Source organism: Novosphingobium sp. (assembly GCF_027486195.1).
Lineage (GTDB): Bacteria > Pseudomonadota > Alphaproteobacteria > Sphingomonadales > Sphingomonadaceae > Novosphingobium.
Window position 1 is genome coordinate 1 of sequence record NZ_JAIXPP010000111.1, and the last position, 18,872, is coordinate 18,872.

Consider the following 18,872-nt stretch of genomic DNA (forward strand, 5'->3'; position numbering starts at 1 on the left):
CCCTGCAAAGTAGAGGCCGCCCGTGATCCACAGGATCCAGGTCGCGCCGATCGTGCCGGTGATCAGCCTTTCCGCAACATGCGCTCGAGGAGGGGTTGCCGCAGCCATGCCAGCGCGAATGCTAGCAGTGTCAGCATGCTTGCCGCTAGGGCACCGGCGAGAGCTATCACCAGAGATGGGCTCGACGGGCGCTTGGGCAGCGATGGCGAGGCCAGCGTCTGGACCAGCGGATAGGATGCGAACGGGTCCTGCTTGTTGGTATCGATGCGGGCAAGGGCGGAGGAGAACACCGCCTCGGCGACGTGGTGATCGCGCTGGAGGTCCGCAAGCTCGGACGCCTGCTCGATCAGCGCGGGCGATTGGGCCTGCGCGCGGGCGAGATCGCCCCGGATTTCGGCGAGGGCCGCACCGGCGCCGGCGGCCTGCGCATCGTTGACAGTCATCGCCTGCATCAGGTTGGACCGTCCGTCCGCCACCTGCATATCGATACCGGCCATGATCGCACCTTCCGAAAGGCCGGTCAGCTGCCGCCCGCGCGTCACCAGAGCCGCGCGCAGGGCATCGCGCTCGCCATTGGCCTTGGCCATCTCGACATGGCGTTCACCCAGCGTGGCGGACTTCTCGCTCGCCTGGGCATTGCTGGTGGCGTAGCGATCGGCGAGCTGCTGGAACACCGGATCGCCGCGCAGCCGCATGGCGATATCCGCGGCATGCGGGTTGCTGCCAAGGCTGCCCGAAAGCCGCCCGGCGGTCCCGGCATACTGGCGCAGCTGCATGCGCACGTCGCGCTCCTTGTCGTGGAGGGTATCGACCGCAGTGATGCGCGCGTTGAACTGCTCCAGCGTGGCAAGGCCATGGCTTGCCTGAAAAGCGATCAGCTTGCGCTGCGCGGTCTGCACCTTGTTCGAGAGCTCGACGAGGCGCTTGACGTCGGATTCCTCGCGCTTGTGCGCTTCGTCGGCGCGCAGCATGTCGAGCCGGGCGAGAAAGGCGTTCTGCAGCGCATCCGCACGGGCCTTGGCCTGCTGTGCGGAGCGGCCGGTGATGCTGACGTGAATGAGATTGGTCTGGTCGACGAGCTTGATGACCGGATCAGGGAAAAGATCGCCGTCCTCGCCTATCAGCTTGGCCGCTGCCCGCTGGGTGATGTCTGCCGAAAGAAGCTGCTTGTAGTTCTCGGTCGGGCTCAGGGTCGAGCTTGAGAAGGCAGAGCTGGATGAAGACTGGGCTTGCCCGATCGATTCCACGTTGAGCGAGCTGCCCACGCCGGAGCCCGGCACGATCAGGCTGAACTCGCTGGTGTAGCTGCGCGGCACGATCAGCAGATAGGCCGCCGTGGCGAACCAGATCACGCCCAGCACCGGGGCAATGCTCCGGACATAGCGCTGGTAGCGGCCCACGGCGGGGAGGTGGGGGAGGAGGACCCGGCGCAGCCATTCGCGGCGGCGGTCCAGCATGCGGATGTGCTTCTGGCTCATTTCTTGAGACCGTTGACCAGCACGGCAGGCCCGAGCAGGCTGCCGACCACGCCCACTGCATCGACGAAGGTCATCGCGTCGCTGTCGTAGCAAGCGATTGCATCGCCGGGCATGAGCATGGGGTTGAGATCGTCGCGATCCGAACTACGCACGAGGCCTTCTACCGAACGCGCGATCACCACCGAGCGCCCGGTGACCGGATTGCGCGAGATGAGCACGGCCTTGCGGCCCGCGTTCATCGCCGAACCGCCGACACAGTTGGCGGAAACGAGGCCCTGCAGCATGCGCGTGCCATAGGGGAAGCTCGTCGAATCCCTGTTGATCGCCGAAGCCGAGTTGCTGCTGGCCGGACGCGAGAGGTTGGAGAGATAGACGCGCACGCCCGGGGCGGTCACGCTGCTGGGGCGGACGTAGTCGGCCTGGAAGCAGCCTGCGGACGGCACGATGATGCGGTCTCCGGCGGCAAGCTGCGGATCGGCCGGGACACCGCCGGTGAAGGCCGGGGTGACGTCGATCACCGCGTAGCTATCGCCGCGCACGAGATAGACGGCCTGTGCTGCGGCATCGGGGCGGATGCCGCCCGCAGCGCGCAGTGCGGCCGAAAGCGAACGGCCCGAATTGAAATCACCTCCAGCCGGATGGTCGACCGTCGTTGCGCGCGAGTCTGCGGCGCGTTCGCCGGCGCGGACGAGGCCGGGTTCGAACACCGCTCCTTCGACCGATACCTGCACCCCGGCGGCTTCAACCTGGGCCAGCTTCACGCCGCCGGCCACATCGCGGACAAGCGCGCCGGCGATCAGGCGCTGACGGACTTCGCGTTCCACCGCACTTACCGGGCGGCCGGCTGCCACGATCTCACCCAGAAAGGGGATGGTGAGGCGGCCGTTTGCGGCCACGACATAGCTGCCGGTCAGCGTTTCAGCATCACCGGCGACGGCAAGCTTCAAGCGGTCACCGGGGCCGACGAGATCGGGGCTTCCGGAAAAGACATTGGCATCGACATGCACGAGGTGGGCGATGACGCCCGGCGCGCCCGGCAAGCTGCAGGTGGCAAGCGGCTGGTTTTCGAGCTGCTGTTCGCGCTGGAACCGTGCGCCGGGCAGGTTGGCCGGAGTCGGCATCGTCGCGCATCCGCCGAGAAGCGCAGTGCACAGCAGCATGCTGAGGGTGGTTCGGGAATTCATGGTCATCTCCTGATGTGCTTCAGGAGACAGCAAGGCGCGTGCCAGCTTCGCATTCTGCATGAGAACCTACGCAAAACTGCGCGAAACGCGAGATGACCGGGGTCCAGGCGAGATCGGATCATTGCAAAATGCGTAGAAATGCGTACGCAATTTGCGAAGAAATGCCGTTGCGAAATGCGAATCGCGGTATGCGAAGCGGCCGAAATGCAAATGTTTCCGCGCTTGGCACGGTTCCTGCAAAGCACGGATCATTCGTCAGTGCGGGCCCATGCGACGATCGCGCGAGCTTGCCGCACTTTCGCAAAGGGACACGCCGATCGCTTTTTCAGCACCTGCTGCTCCGGCAGCCGCTGATCAGGCGATTGGTTGCGAATTGGAAAGCACTGCGTTTGCATAATGCAAGCGGCAGCATGAAGTGGATAAGCGTATGGCGCGCGAGAAAATTCTGATCGTCGAGGACCTTGCCTCTCTGGCAATGGCCTACGCAGCCCAGATCGAGAAGGCGGGGCACCAGCCGTTCGTGGCGCATTCCGCTGCGGCGGCGCTCGCGGCGCTTGCTGAAACGCCGGATTTCGGCGCCATCCTGCTGGACCTCCAACTGCCCGATGCCGACGGGCTGGAATGGCTGCGCGCCAATCCGGGCATCTGCGAGACCTATCCGGTGATCGTCGCCACGGCAGACGGTTCGCTCTCGCGCGCGATCGAAGCGATGCGGATCGGTGCGTTCGATTTCCTCGTAAAGCCGATTGCCGGTGCGCGGCTGCTTGCGGTGCTGGCAAGCGCGATCGAACTTGGCAAATCCGCCAGCCGCGCTGCGCCCACCGGTGCTCCGCAGAAGGCGAAGAAGGCCAAACCCGGCACGTTCATCGGCAATTCGCCGCAGATGCAGGAAGTCTATCGCCAGATCGAATGCGTTGCCTCAAGCCGTGCCACGGTGTTCATCACCGGTGAGAGCGGGACCGGCAAGGAAGTTTGCGCCGAAGCCATCCACGGTGCGAGCGGACGGGCCGGCGGCCCTTTCATTGCTCTGAACTGCGGCGCCATCCCTGAGAACCTGCTGGAATCGGAGATCTTCGGCCACCTCAAGGGCTCGTTCACCGGTGCGGTGAGCGACCGCGTCGGCGCGGCGCAGGCGGCGCACAAGGGGACGCTGTTCCTCGACGAAATCTGCGAGATGCCACTGCCGCTGCAGGTCAAGCTGCTGCGCTTCCTGCAGACCGGCTCGATCCAGCGCGTCGGCTCCAACCGTATCGAGGAAGTCGACGTCCGCATCGTCTGCGCGACCAACCGCGATCCGGAGCGCGAAGTGGCGGAAGGGCGCTTCCGGGAAGACCTGTTCTACCGCCTCGCCGTGGTGCCGTTGCATATGCCGCCCCTGCGCGAACGCGTCGGCGATGTCCGCGAACTTGCCGAAGGGTTTCTCCAGCGTTTCGCGCGTGAGGAAGGCAAGACCTTCAACCCGCTCGCCGCTGCCCAGCTTGCTGCGCTGGAACAGTACCGTTGGCCGGGCAACGTGCGCGAACTGCAGAACGTGATGCGCCGTGCAGCGGTGCTCCACATGGGCCCCGATCTGCCGGCATCGGCATTTCCGCTCTCCAGCCAGGTCACAGCGCCGCCTGCCGCAGCCCAGCAGCCTGCACCGGTCGGCGCGCGCTCACCGGTCGAGGTCGACCCAGCGACGGATGTGCTTGCCGTGGTCAATGCGGTGAAGGGGCTCACGCTCGACGAACTGGAGCGCATCGCCATCGAGGCGGCGATCGACAATGCAGGCGGCAGCCTGCCCTCGGCGGCCAAGGCGCTCGGCGTCAGCCCTTCGACGCTCTATCGCAAGCGCGAGCGGTGGATGGCGGCGAGCTAAGCGCCCGCGCGCTCAGGGTTCGCCGCAGCGTTCGATGTAGCGCCGGATATCGAGGCTGAGGTCCTCGATCGGCGCGTAGTAGCCGTGCGTGTGGACGCGCGCGGCGATACCGGACTGGACGCGTTCGCACACGGCCCAGTCCTGCCGGTTGACGAGGTCCCAGAAGTTCACCGCGTCCGCTGGGTCGAAATCCGCTTTGGCCATCTCGTCCGGGTGGAACAGGAAGCGGCATTCGATCAGGGTGCGATCCGCCGCCAAGGGCCACAGCAGGAAGGCCGCGGCGTGATCGCAGCTGACGCTGAACATGAGGTTGGGATAGATCAGCTCGCCCTTGTGGCGCACCTTTTCTTCCTCGGAGAGGCCGGGGAAGGGGGCGCGGTTGGTCGTGCCGGTCATCGTGTAAGTATAAGCGCCTTCGCGATGCGGGATGCCGGCTTCCCAATCGAGGTCGATCCCGCCGCGCACCTTGAACGCGGGCACGATCGCGGTGAGCTCCGGGTGGACGCCGGGGCAGTGATAGCACTCGTTGTAGTTTTCGAGGATCAGCTTCCAGTTGGCGCACACTTCGTAGCGGATTGTCTGCGCGGTGCGCAGATCGGCAAGCGGATAGTTGGCGAGGCGGCGCGCCGGTTCGGCCAGCTCCGCCGCGAAAGCGGGCGCGGTTTCGGGCGAGAGGTTGAGGAACACGAACCCGCCCCAGGTCTCGACCGCCACCGGATGCAGGCCGAACCGGCTCTTGTCGAAACCCGGCGCGTCCTGCAGCTGCGGTGCTGCCAGCAGGCGGCCATCCAGCGCATAGGACCAGCCGTGGTACGGGCAGCGGATCATCGTCTTGCCGACAACCCCGGCATCGAGCGTGACGCCCCAACGCGCATCGCTGACTGCGTCGCACATCCGCCCGCCGCGGTGTCGGCAGACGTTGTAGTGCGCATGGAGCGCGCCCTGCTTGCCGCGCACCACGATCACGCTTTCGCCCGCCACATCGAGCACCTGATGATCGCCGGGGCCGGGCATGTCCTCTTCGCGGCCTGCGCAGAACCACTGGCGGTGGAAGATCGCGGCCTTGTCGCGCGCGAAGGCTTCGGCGGTGAGGTAGGCAGAGCTTTCGAGCGACTGCTCCATGCCGCCATTGGCTTGCTGAACGTTCATCGCCGCTTGCTCCGCATCGCTTATTAGACGCTTGCCTTATAAGCACCATTGCGGCACTCATCCAGCCAGAAAGCGAGGGGGATGAGCAGCGCGGCCATGGATGTGACGGGCAACGTCTGGGATGCGATCATTGTCGGCGCGGGGCACAATGGGCTGACCGCGGCGGCCTATCTGGCCAAGGCGGGGCGTTCGGTGCTGGTGCTGGAAGCGCGGCCCATCGTCGGCGGAGCCTGCGTGACCGAGGAGGTTATCCCCGGCCACCGCGTTTCGTTCACGTCCTACATCGCCTCGATGCTGATGCCGACGGTGATCCGCGACCTCGATCTCGGCCGCCACGGGTTGCGCATGGTGGCCTGCGATCCGATCCTGACGGTGCCGCTGGGCGAAGATGAAATCATCCGCTGGTGGGCAGATCCGGAGCGGACCGCGCAGGAAATCGCCCGCTTTTCCTCGCGCGATGCGGAAAGCTTCCTCGAAGTCGACCGCAAGCTCAAGGCGCTCGCCGCCTATCTCCAGCCCTTCTTCCTCGAATCCCCGCCAGACCTTGCCGCGCGCGGGCTCGACCGGCTGCGCGAAGGGCTGCGGATGATCCGCCGCTTCCGCCGCATCAAGGGCACCGAGATCGGCGAGATGGTGCAGTTCCTCACCGGCAGCCTTGGCGAGTTCCTTGATCGGCATTTCGAATCCGATGCCGCCAAGCGCATGATCCTGGCCAACAACGTCTATGGCAAACATGGCGGACCCTATGAACCGGGTTCGGCAGTGGGCCTCTTGTTCCACCTGCTCGCAGGCGGGGACCATGCGGTGCAGGGTTTCAACGGCCATGTCATGGGCGGGATGGGCGCGGTTTCGGGCGCGATTGCCGCTGCCGCGCGCGGCTTTGGCGCAGTGATCGAAACGAGTGCGCCGGTCGGCAGCATCGACGTGTTCGCCGGGCGGGCAACCGGAGTGACCCTGCTCGACGGGCGGCAGGTGCGCGGGCGTGTCGTGCTTTCCAACGCCGATCCCAAGCGCACGTTCCTCGCGCTGCTGGCCAAGGCCGATCTGCCTGATGATTTCCGCCGCGATATCGCTGCGATCAAGATGGGCGGCCCGGCGGCCAAGCTCAACATCGCGCTTTCGGGCGAGCCCACGGTGATCGGTCGCAGCCCGGATGCGACGCCGCTGGAGCGCGCACTCCTCACCATCGCGCCCACGCTGGAGGGCGCGCAGCGCTGCGCCGATATCGCCCGTTTCGGCGATGTGCCTGAGGAACTGTGGATCGATTGCGTGATCCCCAGCCTCGTTGACGACAGCCTCTGCCCGCCGGGGCATCATATGCTGACCTGCTTCATCCAGTACGTGCCCTACAACCTGCGCGAGGGCACGTGGGACGAAAAGCGCGAGGCGCTGGCGGAATCGATCATCAGCCAGATCAGCCGCCACATGCCGAACCTGCGTGAGCTGATCCTCGGCCGCGTGATGCTGACCCCGCTGGATCTGGAGCGGATCTACGGCCTGACCGAAGGCAATATCTTCCATGGCGACCTGCACCCTGGCGCGCTGTTCTCGATGCGCCCGGTGCCGCGCTGGTCGCAGTATCGCACGCCGGTCGAGGGGCTGTACCTTTGCGGGGCCGGCGCGCATCCCGGCGGAGGCGTGACCGGCGCACCGGGGCATAACGCGGCCATGCAAGTGCTGCGCGATACCAAGAAGCAGGGCCGGCGCTGATGGCCGGCGGCGCGCCCCATCCGGCCAAAGTGATGGGCGTTGCCGATCTTGCGATGTTCTACGTAGTGACCGGCGTCAGTCTGCGCTGGATCGCGACCGCGGCGGCCTTCGGGCCGAGCTCGATCGTGATCTGGGTGGGCGCGCTCTTGTGCTTCTACCTGCCCTTCGTGCTCGCCATCGTCGAGCTCTCCTCGCGTTATCCGCAGGAGGGCGGGCTCTATATCTGGACGCGCGAGGCCTTCGGGCCATACGTCGGCTTCATGGCGGGGTGGAGCTACTTCACCTCGAACCTCCCCTATTTCCCCAGCGTGCTCTATTTCGATGCCGGCAACGCGATCTACATCGGCGGGACGAGTTGGCTCCATCTGCGCAGCAATCCGGTGTTTTTCATGAGCTTTGCGCTGGCCGCGCTGGCCTTCATCACCGCGATCAACATCTTCGGCCTGCGCTTCGGGCGCTGGCTGCACAATCTGGGCGCGGTCGGCATGTGGGGGCCGGCGCTGATCGTGATCGTGCTGGGCGGGATGGCCTGGTGGCAGTTCGGCTCGGCGACGGAGTTCACGCCGCAATCTTTCGTGCCGGTGTTCGATATCCAGCACATGATCATGTGGGCGGCGATTGCCTTTGCGCTCTCCGGCGCGGAGACCGCCTCGTTCATGAGCGGCGAGATCAAGGACCCGCGCCGCACGATCCCGCGCGCATTGCCGATTGCGGGGGTGGTGATCGTCTCCTGCTACATCATCGGCACGTTCGCCGTGCTGCTGGCGATGCCCGCGAGCGAAGTCAACACGCTGCAGGGCCTGATCCAGGCGGGTGCGGTGGCGGCGCAGAAGGTGGGGGCGGGCTGGATCGTGGTGCCGCTGGCGCTGCTCATCACGCTTGGCAATCTCGGCGCGGCGAGCGGGTTCCTTTCGTGCGCTGCGCGCATTCCCTTTGCGGTGGGGATCGACCGGCTGCTCCCGCCGGTCTTCGCCAAGGTCCATCCCAAGTGGGGTACGCCTTATGTCGCGATCCTCGTGCAGGGCGGGCTCGGTGCAGTGCTGTGCATCCTCGGGCAGGCTGGAACCGGGGTGAAAGGCGCGTATGACGTGCTGGTGAGCATGGGGATCATCGCTGCCTTCCTGCCTTTCGCGCTGGTCTTCCTCGCGGTGATCCGCCTGCAGGGCCGCCCTGCCGAAGCGGGGGTCACCCGGCTGCCCGGCGGGCGCGTAACGTCCACGGTCTTCGCCTGCATCGGGCTTGCCACCACGCTCACCGCGCTGGTGCTGGCGGGCTTCCCGGCAACGGACGAGCCGAACAAGCTGCTTGCGGTAATCAAGATCCTGGGCCTCACTGCCGTGCTGCTGGGCAGCGGGACGCTGGTCTATTACCTCGGCCAGCGCTCGGCGCGGCGAGCCGCCTGACCATGGCGAGCACGGCCCTGAAACCGCCGGTACCTCCGCGCCGTCGCCGCGCGTCTCCGCTAGTGCGGCGCGCCGACCTTGTGGCGGCGACGGTCAGCTGCCTTGCTCACCTCGGCGCCAAGGGGACCACGGGGCGCGAGATTTGCCGGAGGGCCGGGGTCAGCCACGGCTTGCTGCGGCACTATTTCCGCAATCCGGACAACCTCCTACTCGAGACCTACGAACAGCTCTGCGAGGACATGCTTGCGCAGATGGAGGCGGTGGCCATGCCCCACGCGGCGGACCCGCTGGACGCGCTCCATCGTTACTTCCTTGCGGTCTTTTCGGATGACTGGGCTGGGCCCGATATCATTGGCGCGTGGATGGTGTTCTGGCAGCAGGCCCGCAGCCGGGCCGATTTCGCAGCCGTTTCGGACAGTTTCAACTTGCGGCAGCGCGCGCTGCTCGAACGCCTCGTCGCGGCGCTTCCCGCGCGTGCAGACGCGCTGCCCATGGCCGATGCGATTGCGCTGCTTTCGGCGGTGCTCGACGGGCTGTGGATCGAATACTACCTCTCGGACCAGCGCACTCCGCGCGAGCGCTGCGTTGCCCTGTGCGATGCTGCCGCGCGCCGCTTGTTTGGCGTTTGAGCGGGATCAGGGTAGCGGCGCGCCCTTACTGGCACAAGGCTCAGCTGGGCGCAAAATGCCCATGCCATGGGGATTTGCTCCACGGTTTCGGGGCTATCCGCTGCTTGACCGCCTTTTCCGCAGCGATAGAGGGGCGCAATGCTCCCAGCACCTCAAGTCCATCCTGCTTTGCTCCACGCGTTCCTTGCCGAAGCGGTCGCGCGCTATCCGGATGGCACCGCGATCGAGGTGCCGCCTGCGCGCACCCGTCCCGAACGGCAGGTGATGACGTATGCCGAACTCGCGGTGCTGACTGACCGGCTCGCGCTTCATCTCGCGCCGCAGCTCCAGCCAGAGCGGATCGTCGCGCTGCTGCTGCCGCGCACTTCGCCGATGCTTTATGTGGCGCAGATCGCGGTGCTCAAGGCGGGCGGCGCCTATACCGCGATCGATCCCTCGTTTCCTGATGACCGCATCGCTGAAGTGCTAGAGGATGCTGATGCGGTTGCTGTGCTGACCGATGCGGTCGGTGCACAGCGGCTTGGATCCATCGCGGGCACGGTGCCGCTGCTTCTGGTGGCAGAGCTTGCAATGCAGGCGCCGCCCGCAGGCACGACGCTGCCCACCGAAGTGCGCCCTGATCAGCTGGCCTATGTGATCTACACCAGCGGAACGACCGGCAAGCCCAAGGGCGTGATGGTCGAGCACCGCAATGTGGCCAATCTTGTTGCATCCGATCTCGCTGAATTCGGTCTTACGCCTTCAGACCGCGTGATCCAGGGTTCGTCTGCGGCCTACGATTCCTCGATCGAGGAAATCTGGCTGGCGCTCGCCTCCGGCGCGACGCTGGTGGTGATGGACGACGAGGCCGCACGGCTTGGCCCCGATATCGTCGCATGGCTGCAGCGCGAACGCGCCAGCGTTTTCTGCCCGCCGCCGACTTTGCTGCGCAGCAGTGGTTGCCGCGATCCGGAAGCCGCGCTCCCCGATCTGAAGTTGCTCTACGTTGGCGGCGAGGCGCTGCCGCGTGACATAGCTGACCGTTGGGCCAAGGGTCGCCGCATGGTCAACGGCTATGGCCCCACGGAATGTGCGGTGACCTGCCTGCGCGGTGACATTGTCCCCGGCGGGCCGATCACCATCGGCCGCCCGGTGCCGGGAATGGAGGCCTTCGTACTGGGCGAAGACCTTGAGCCGGTTGCAGAGGGCGAGCAGGGCGAGCTGTGCATGGGCGGCGCGGGCGTTGCGCGCGGCTATCGCCACCGTGAGGACCTGACCGCCGAGAAGTTTGTCGATCACCCGACCTGCGGGCGGATCTACCGGACCGGGGACCTCGTCCACCGCGAGCCGGACGGCAACCTGTTCTACCATGGGCGCATCGACGCGCAGGTCAAGATCCGTGGCTACCGCGTCGAACTGGGCGAGATCGAGGCGCGCCTTGCCGCGCTGCCCGGCGTGCGCGCGGCGGCAGCGCGGCTGCAGGATGCAGGCGGCGTGCCCGAACTTGTCGCCTATGTCGTGCCGGGCGAGGGTGTGGATGCGCTCGATCTGGACGATCTGCGCACGCAGCTTGCCAGCACGGTGCCGAGCTACATGGTGCCCCGCCGCATCGGCATGCTCGCCGAGCTTCCGACCACGGTTGGCGGCAAGCTCAACCGCGCGGTGCTGCCGGTGATGACCTTTTCCGCCGATGCGGGGCCTGCGCGCGATATCGTGCCGCCGGCGACCCCGCTCGAAGCTGCGCTAGCCGCCGCCGTCGCCGATATCCTGACACGTCCTGACGGCGTGTCGGTCGATGACGATTTCTTCGAGGATCTCGGCGGCGATTCCTTGAGTGCCGCGCTGCTGGTCACGCTGCTGCGCGAGGGCGGCGCTGGGGACTGGGTCACGGTCAGCGATATCTATGCGGCGCGCACCGTCCGCGCGCTCGCCGCACTGGGTGAGGAAGCAAATGCCGCTTCCGCCAATGCTGCGCAGCATAAGGCGCCCGTGCTGGTGCGCGAGGGCGAGGCACGGCCGGTTCTCGCCAATATCGTCCAGATCGCCTGGCTGGCTGGCGAAATTGCCTTTGGCGGCTGGGTGAGCTGGGCTGCCGCCTGGGTGCTGTTTCCGCTACTGTTCGACAAGCTCGATCTTGTCGCCTTCGTGCTGCTCACGCCGCTGATCACCGTGGCGGGCGTTGCGCTTTATCTGCCGGTTTCGGTGGGGTTCACGCTCCTCGTGAAGTGGATCGCGCTAGGGCGCTACCGTCCGGTCCGCGCGCCGGTCTGGAGCACCTATTACCTCCGGCACTGGGTCACCGTGCAATCGGCGCGGCTGATCCCGTGGCCGATGCTCTCGGGCACGGTGTTCATGAATTCCGTGCTGCGCCTGCTGGGCGCGAAAATCGGTCACGGCGTGCATATCCATCGCGGCGTTCATCTCCATCGCGGCGGCTGGGATCTGCTTGAGATCGGCGACAACGTGACGCTGGGGCAGGACGCGCATATCGGCCTCGTCGAATACGACCGGGGCGATATCGTCGTCGGACGCATCGTGATCGAGGCCGAGGCCACCCTGCAGACGCGCGCGACGGTGGAGCAGAATTGCCGCATCGGCGCGGGCAGCGTGATTGCGCCGCTCTCGGTGGTGACCCCGGGCACCACGGTGCCGCCGGGCGAGCTTTGGGACGGCGTGCCGGCTCGCCGCGTCGGCCCGGCACCCGAAGCGCCTGCGCTTACCGGCACCGGCCTGCACTTCAGCCCTGTCATGCACGGCCTGGCGACCTTGGCTGCTGAAGGGATCGCGACGATGCTCGGCGCGCTGCCCGCCGGTCTTCTTGCCTTGCTGCTGTGCTACCTCCTCGGTGTCGGCTCGGAGGAAATCTGGGTCTGGATCTACGCGCCGAAGCTTGATCCGCAGGTGCTCGCGGTCGTCTTCGGGGTGACTGTGGTCAGTGTGCCCGTCAGCCTCGTCTGGAGCGCGCTGATGGTCCGCGCGATGGGCCGGGTGAAACCCGGAGTGATCGACCGCTGGAGCCTTGCCTACATCCGCGTCTGGCTGAAATCGGCGGCGACGTTCAATGCCGGGCAGTGGCTTTCAGGCACGCTGTTCTGGAAGCAATGGCTGCGGCTTGCGGGGGCCAATATCGGCGAAAAGTGCGAAATCAGCACGATCTTCGATGTGACGCCCGAACTCGTCACCATCGGCGCGGAGACCTTCTTTGCCGACGGCATTTACCTCGGCGGGCCGGAGATCACGCGCGGCACGGTGCGGCTCGCGCCGATCGTGCTCGGGCGCAACACTTTCCTTGGCAACCATGCTGTGATCCCGGCGGGCGAAGTGCTGCCGGACGATATCCTGATCGGCATCAGCACGGTCGCCCACGCCAGCGAAATCGCCACCGGCCAATCCCGCTTCGGGCGGCCAAGCTTCGATCTGCCGCGCCGGCAGGTGGTGGAGATGGACCGCAGCCTCACGCACGATCCCTCGCTGATCCGCTATTGCAACCGCGTGTTCTGGGAATTGCTGCGTTTCGTGCTGCCGGTCGGCACGCTGCTGGCAACGGTGTTGTGGTACAAACTGCTGGTGGAAGGCGCGCCGGAAGCGAACGACCTCGAGTTCGCGCTGATCGTGATTCCGCTGGCGACGCTGGCCCCGCTACTTGCGCTGCTGCTCGCTGTCACTGTGCTCAAGTGGACGCTGATGGGCCGGGTAAAGCCGGGTCAGCACGCGCTGTGGTCCTGCTGGGCCAGCCGGTGGGACTTCGTTTTCGTGGCCTGGGCGCGCTATGCCAATGCGATTCTGCAGCAGCTTGAAGGCACGTTCCTGCTGACGATCTACTTGCGCCTGATGGGCCTCAAGATCGGCAAGCACGCAGTGCTCGGGCCGCAATTCTCGCAAGTCGTCGATCCAGACATGATCGAGATCGGGGACGGCGCGACAGTAACCGCGTTCTTCCAGGCGCACACCTTCGAGGACCGCGTGCTCAAGGTGGACAAGGTGCGGATCATGGCAGGCGCGACGATCGGTGCCGGCACTGTCCCGCTCTATGGCTGCGTTGTGGGCGAAGGCGCGCATGTCGGCCCGGGCAGCGTGATCATGAAGCAGGAGAGCCTGCTGCCCGGCCTGTCGTATCAGGGCGTGCCGCTCAAGGTGGTGCGTGGCTAGATCCTGACGCTAGAGCGCGATGACATCTGATGGAATCGTCGGCCCGGACTTGATCCGGGCCTTGGCTTTCTTTTTCGGGCGCCACGCCAGAAGAACAGCCCAACCCCGTGTCAAGCACGGGGAGACGCATGAAGGATCAATCTAAAGTCTGCAGTTTCTAGAGGACGAAATCGAGGCCGGTGAGGGCGGGTGCCTTTTCGATCCGGATCGCGAAGTCTGCCGTGCCGTTGCCGTCGATATCGCCGCTGACGAGGCCGACGCCGTTGGTCACGACATAGCGCAATTGGCCCGCAACCTTGGTGAAGGCCCCGCTGCCGATCCATGTGAAAGCGTCATTGACGGTGGCGGTCTGCTTCACGGCGTCCATGCCGGAAAGATCGATCCGGTCTCCCTGTGCGCGGCTCAAATCGAGGATCGTATCCGCGCTCGTCACGGCGGTGCCGGAAATGTCGCCCATCGCCGTGAAGCGGAAAACGTCGCCGCCTTCGCCGCCTTCGAGTATATCACGACCGCCGCCGCCGATCAGGATATCGCTGCCGCCACCGCCGATCAATTGATCCGCCCCGTTTCCTCCGTCGAGCACATTGGCCGCGCCATCGCCGATGAGAATGTCTGCGCCAGTGCCGCCGATGAGGTTCTCGATCCCGATCAGCGTGTCGTTTCCGCCGCCGCCGGTGGCCTGCGCTCCGCTGATGGCCAGGCTCACGCGGACGGGTGCACTGCCCGAGGCATAGCTCGCCGTGTCGTTGCCTGCGCCGCCATCAAGCGTGTCATTCCCGGCGCCGCCGATCAGCACGTCGTCATTCTCGCCGCCGGAGAGCGTGTCATTGCCGGCCCCTCCATCGAGCAGGTCGTTCCCGGCGCGGCCCTGCAGTGTATCGTTGCCGCCATTGCCGCGCAGCGTGTCCGCTCCCGCGCCGCCATCGAGGGTGTTGGCAAGTTCGTTGCCCAGCAGCGTATCCGCGCCTGCGCCGCCAATCGCGTTCTCGATGGTGCAGCCAAACGCAATGCCGATGTTGTTGGTGAGTGAAACACCGCTGTAGGCGAGCGAGGAATAAGCCCCTGGCGTCAGGTCCAGCGTGCAGCCGTTGGTGAACGTCGCGACGCTGAACGTGTCCGTTCCGCCCGCATCCCAGATCGCCTCGAACGAAGGCGCGGCGGGATTGAAGGCGTAGGTGTCGTTGCCAGTCCGCGTCGTCATGTTCGCGCCGTAGAGCGCCTGGATCGCCTGAATGTCATAGACCATCGGCGTCTTGACGAGGAACTCGGCGATCCCCGTCGCGGGGTTTGTCCACCACACCTTCTCAGGCGAGGTATACGACATGATCGTGTAGCGCTGGTTGTCGTATCCCGCCGGGATCTTGGGTGTTTCGAACGGATGCTTGAGGCCGAGGCTGTGGCCGATCTCGTGCAGCATCGCCATGTAGTTGTAGGTGCCCGGCGCGAAGGACTGGCCGATGATGGCGTCGTCGATCCAGATATCGCCATGCGCATTGCTGCGCCCGTCCGATACGCCGAGGGAATAGCCCCAGTAGCCTGCTGAAACTGCCGAGGTGAAGGCGATGCGGATATCGCCGACCGTGCCGCCGGCGGTCTCGGCCACTTGCGTGAAGGCAATGTTCGCAATCTCCGACCAGGCGCCGAAGGCCTTGGTGATCATCGCGGCTTGCCCGCTTGTCACCGCACCCGTCACCGCCGCCGCATTTTCACCGCGCCCATAGGGGTTGGCGAACTGGCTGGCGACGCCGTCCGCCCAGGGGAAACTGTAACTCACCTGCGTGGTGCCGCCGGCATCCTTGTTCGACCAGGCCACCCGGAACGCCGCCTGCGAGGGGAGCAGCGCATTGATGAAGGGCTTGGTGCTGGCGCCGACGCGCGCGACGGTGGAAAGGTCGGTGAAGCGGGGCATGGCTGGGGCTCGTGCGGTAAGGGATGACCCTTGCAGCAATGCCAACACCGTCTGAAGGTGCGTCTAAACCCCCGCGCGGACTATCCCGCAGCGCCAAAGCGCCGTTTCGCGGGGCTTACCGCTTATCAACCATGGCAAGGCGCACGCATGCGCGGTTCCCGTTGGTTAAGCGTTTTGCGCGCACGCTTAGGGATTTTGCCCCGCAAGATAGGCCTCGACTGCATCTGCCGTGCCTGGCGGCACATGGAGACCCAGCTTGCTGCGGCGATAGAGCACGTCTTCGGCGGTGCAGGCCCATTCCTGCGCTGCGAGGTAATCGACTTCGGCTTGGGTCAGGCCGCCGCCGAAATCGGTGCCGAGCGCTTCCATGGTCTGCGCGGTGCCCAGGATCACCCGCGCGCGCGTGCCATAGGCGCGGGCGAGCCGGGTGAGTAGCGCGCGCGGCAGGCCGGGATGCGCGGATGCCAGCTGCGCGGCGAAGGCTTCGAAGTCATCGCCGGGAATATCACCGCCTGGCAAGTCGACACCGGCGGTCCAGTCCCCCTTGGCGCCCGGATAGAAAGGCACCAGCTTTTCCAGCGCATGCTCGGCGAGTTTGCGATAGGTGGTGATCTTGCCGCCGAACACGCTGAGCAGCGGCGCTTTCCCGTCGCCGCCATCGAGATCGAGCACATAGTCCCGCGTCACTGCCGAAGCGTTCGCGGCATGATCGTCGTAGAGTGGGCGGATGCCGGCATAGCTCCACACCACATCCTGCGGGTGAATTTCGCGGGAGAAATAGCGGCGCACCGTCTCGCACAAGTAGTCGGTTTCCTCGGGCGAGATCTGCGCCTTGCCGGGAAGCTGCTCCCACGGCTCGTCGGTCGTGCCGACCAGCGTGAAATCGTGCTCGTAAGGGATCGCGAAAACGACGCGGCGGTCCGGGTTCTGGAGCAGGAACGCGTGATCGCCTTCGTAGAGCTTGGGCACGATGATGTGGCTGCCCTTGATCAGCCGTACACCGCGATCCTGGCTGGCGCTGGCGGCGCGCTGGAGCACATCCTCGACCCATGGGCCCGCCGCGTTGACAAGGCCGCGCGCCAGCACCGTGCGGGTTCCGCTGCCGCTGGCGATCTCTGCCTTCCACAGCGCGCCCTCGCGTACTGCGGAAACCAGCTTGGTGCGCGTCTCGATCCGCGCGCCGCGCTCCGCCGCATCGCGCGCGTTGAGCACGACGAGGCGGCTGTCCTCGACCCAGCAATCGGAATAGACGAACGCCGTTTTTGCACCCGGCTTCAGGCCATTGCCCAGCGCCGAGCGGGCGAGGTTCACAGTCCGCGTTGCCGGCAGCTTCTTGCGGCCGCCGAGGTGGTCGTAAAGGAACAGACCCAGTCGCACGAGCCAGGCGGGGCGGGGCGAATTCATCTGTGGCAGCACGAAAGCCAGCGGCCAGATGATGTGCGGGGCCATGCCCAGCAGCCGCTCGCGCTCGATCAGAGCTTCGCGCACCAAGCGGAACTCGTAGTATTCGAGATAGCGCAAGCCCCCGTGGATCAGCTTGGTGCTGGCCGATGAGGTGTGGCTGGCAAGGTCTTCCTGCTCGACCAGCAGCACCGAAAGCCCGCGCCCGGCGGCATCGCGGGCAATCCCGGCGCCATTGATCCCCCCGCCAACGATCAGCAGGTCATAGGTTTCCGGATCCGGCACGTGGTTGCTCCTGCCTGCCATTGGGGCACTGATGTGGTGGCGTCCGCTCCTTAGCCACGCGCGCGTGGTCGGACAAATGCAGCTAGCGCAACCGGGGATGCGAATACAAGATGGCGTAACTGCAGGTAAATGCGGTAACAGGGGCTATGCGAGAGGCAAGGCCATACCCGGCGATTGACCGGGAGAACCCATCGATTCACGCCGGATGCGGGCCTTGCAATGCCTGCTGCCCGGCATTTCGGACGATTCGCGCTTGAGGCCGCTCTCCGTTTTCGCGGCGATGCTCACCGCCTCTTCCGTCGCTGCGGCTCCCGCCGAAGCAGCGCCCCCACCCAGCATTCCCGAAGTCGGCGCGCCCGCACTTGCGGCGCTTGGCCCCAACGGCGTTGGCGTGATCGAGAAGACTGTGGTCGACAAGGACGCGGTCGATCCGCTCGGCAGCCTTGCCAAGGGCGCGCTGGTGCGCGCCGATCGGACGATGCCGCTGGTGATCTGGTATCCTGCCCGCGTTGGCCCCAAGGACCGGCGCGCGACCTACCGGGCGAGCCTCGTTTCGGAACCACCCAAGCCGCCGGCCTATTTCACGGTCCCCGCGCTGGCGGTGACCGATGCGAGGCCTGCAGGGCAGGGCTATCCGATCGTGCTGCTCTCGCATGGCTACAACAATGATCCGGTCATGCTCTCGTGGCTGGGCGAGAACCTCGCGACCAAGGGTTATGTCGTCGTCGCGATCCGTCACCATGATCCGGCGATCACGGACACGGCGAAGACGCCCGCTACGCTGATCCGCCGCCCGCTCGATATCACTTACGTGCTGCGCCGCATCCGCAATGGGCTGCTTGGGAACCTCGGCGATACCAAGCGTATCGCGCTCGCGGGCTATTCGTTTGGCGGCTATGGCGCATTGACCGTGGCCGGGGCAGAGCTTGATGCGGGCAGCCCTGCGGTCAAGCGGCTGCCCTCCGCGCTGGTCGAGCGCTATACCGGAAGCGGCGCGGAAGCGGCCGCATTGCATGACCCAACAATCAAGGCGGTTGTCGCCATCGCGCCCGCAGGCGGCGCGCCTTGGGCGGCCTGGGGCGCAAACGGCCTGTCTGGCATCAAGGCACCGCTGCTCATCGTGGCCGGCACGGCGGACCGCACTGTCGGCTACGATCCCGGCCCCGCCGCGATCTTCCGCGATGCCAAGGGTTCGGACCGCTGGCTGCTCGCGCTGAAGGGCGCTGGCCATGCCATCGGCACCAATCCCGCGCCGGCTGAAATGCGCGGCACCGTGTGGGATTTCGATTGGTTCGAGGACCGCATGTGGCGCAAGCCGCGCGTGAACTCGATCGCGCTCCACTTCATCACCGCGTTCCTCGATCTGCAGCTCAAGGGTGAGGCGGCCAAGGCCGAGTATCTCGCCGTGCCGTCAGAGGAATCCGATGGCGCGAAGTGGGCGAGCGAGGACAAGCGCTACGATGCGGTGAGCGAAGGCGGCACGAACCCTACGTGGAAGGGCTTCGTCAAGGACCACCAAGATGGGCTGTTGCTGAAGCATTTGCCGCCTTCACCTTAAGCCTGTCACACGAGCTTCGTCGGCATGGCATTGCCGCACGATCCGAAGCGCTATGCTAGGCCGCTCTGGATTCCCGCCTTCGCGGGGATGACGAAGGATAGCTGGACAAGACGAGACACAAACCTCGTTATCCCCGCGAAGGCGGGGATTCGGGGGAGCAAGGCGCGACGGCTCTGGATC

The 18,872-nt window shown here is 65.9% G+C and carries 11 protein-coding genes; 6 read left to right on the forward strand and 5 right to left on the reverse strand.

Going from position 1 to position 18,872, the window contains the following annotated elements; genetic code table 11:
- Positions 1–62: 62 nt before the first annotated feature.
- A complete protein-coding gene (locus Q0071_RS19020) occupies positions 63–1,478 on the reverse strand; it encodes a hypothetical protein (protein ID WP_298173405.1) in 1,416 nt (471 codons plus the stop codon).
- Positions 1,475–2,662 (reverse strand): polysaccharide biosynthesis/export family protein, encoded by a 1,188-nt coding sequence (locus Q0071_RS19025; RefSeq protein ID WP_298173408.1) that lies wholly within the window; start codon positions 2,660–2,662, stop codon positions 1,475–1,477. Before Q0071_RS19025 ends, Q0071_RS19020 begins: the two co-directional genes overlap by 4 nt.
- Positions 2,663–3,077: 415 nt before the next feature.
- Between Q0071_RS19025 and Q0071_RS19030 the strand changes: the two genes are divergently transcribed.
- Complete coding sequence (locus Q0071_RS19030) at positions 3,078–4,520, forward strand: sigma-54 dependent transcriptional regulator (RefSeq protein ID WP_298173411.1); 1,443 nt, start codon at positions 3,078–3,080, stop codon at positions 4,518–4,520.
- 12 nt (positions 4,521–4,532) lie between these two features.
- Here Q0071_RS19030 and Q0071_RS19035 read toward each other — a convergent pair whose 3' ends face one another.
- Positions 4,533–5,669 carry an aromatic ring-hydroxylating dioxygenase subunit alpha gene (locus Q0071_RS19035; protein ID WP_298173414.1) on the reverse strand — a complete coding sequence of 379 codons (1,137 nt, stop codon included), beginning with the start codon at positions 5,667–5,669 and terminating at the stop codon, positions 4,533–4,535.
- 81 nt (positions 5,670–5,750) lie between these two features.
- Between Q0071_RS19035 and Q0071_RS19040 the strand changes: the two genes are divergently transcribed.
- From Q0071_RS19040 to Q0071_RS19055, 4 genes are all read left to right on the forward strand, one after another.
- Positions 5,751–7,379, forward strand: coding sequence for an NAD(P)/FAD-dependent oxidoreductase (locus Q0071_RS19040; RefSeq protein ID WP_298173416.1), 1,629 nt, complete (start codon positions 5,751–5,753; stop codon positions 7,377–7,379).
- Positions 7,379–8,782: an APC family permease gene (locus tag Q0071_RS19045; RefSeq protein ID WP_298173419.1), complete on the forward strand. Its 1,404-nt coding sequence runs from the start codon at positions 7,379–7,381 to the stop codon at positions 8,780–8,782. Before Q0071_RS19040 ends, Q0071_RS19045 begins: the two co-directional genes overlap by 1 nt.
- 2 nt (positions 8,783–8,784) lie before the next feature.
- Positions 8,785–9,411, forward strand: coding sequence for a TetR family transcriptional regulator C-terminal domain-containing protein (locus tag Q0071_RS19050; protein ID WP_298173421.1), 627 nt, complete (start codon positions 8,785–8,787; stop codon positions 9,409–9,411).
- A gap of 138 nt (positions 9,412–9,549) precedes the next feature.
- A complete protein-coding gene (locus tag Q0071_RS19055; RefSeq protein WP_298173424.1) occupies positions 9,550–13,539 on the forward strand; it encodes a non-ribosomal peptide synthetase in 3,990 nt (1,329 codons plus the stop codon).
- A 157-nt stretch (positions 13,540–13,696) separates the two neighbouring features.
- On the opposite strand, the gene Q0071_RS19060 is transcribed toward Q0071_RS19055, so the two are convergent.
- On the reverse strand, positions 13,697–15,448 hold the full coding sequence (locus Q0071_RS19060; protein WP_298173428.1) for a M10 family metallopeptidase: 1,752 nt from the start codon (positions 15,446–15,448) through the stop codon (positions 13,697–13,699).
- Positions 15,449–15,634: 186 nt separating this feature from the next.
- Positions 15,635–17,134 carry a glycerol-3-phosphate dehydrogenase gene (locus tag Q0071_RS19065; RefSeq protein WP_298173431.1) on the reverse strand — a complete coding sequence of 500 codons (1,500 nt, stop codon included), beginning with the start codon at positions 17,132–17,134 and terminating at the stop codon, positions 15,635–15,637.
- 253 nt (positions 17,135–17,387) lie between these two features.
- Between Q0071_RS19065 and Q0071_RS19070 the strand changes: the two genes are divergently transcribed.
- Positions 17,388–18,692 (forward strand): dienelactone hydrolase, encoded by a 1,305-nt coding sequence (locus Q0071_RS19070; RefSeq protein ID WP_298173435.1) that lies wholly within the window; start codon positions 17,388–17,390, stop codon positions 18,690–18,692.
- The last annotated feature ends 180 nt before the right edge of the window (positions 18,693–18,872 follow it).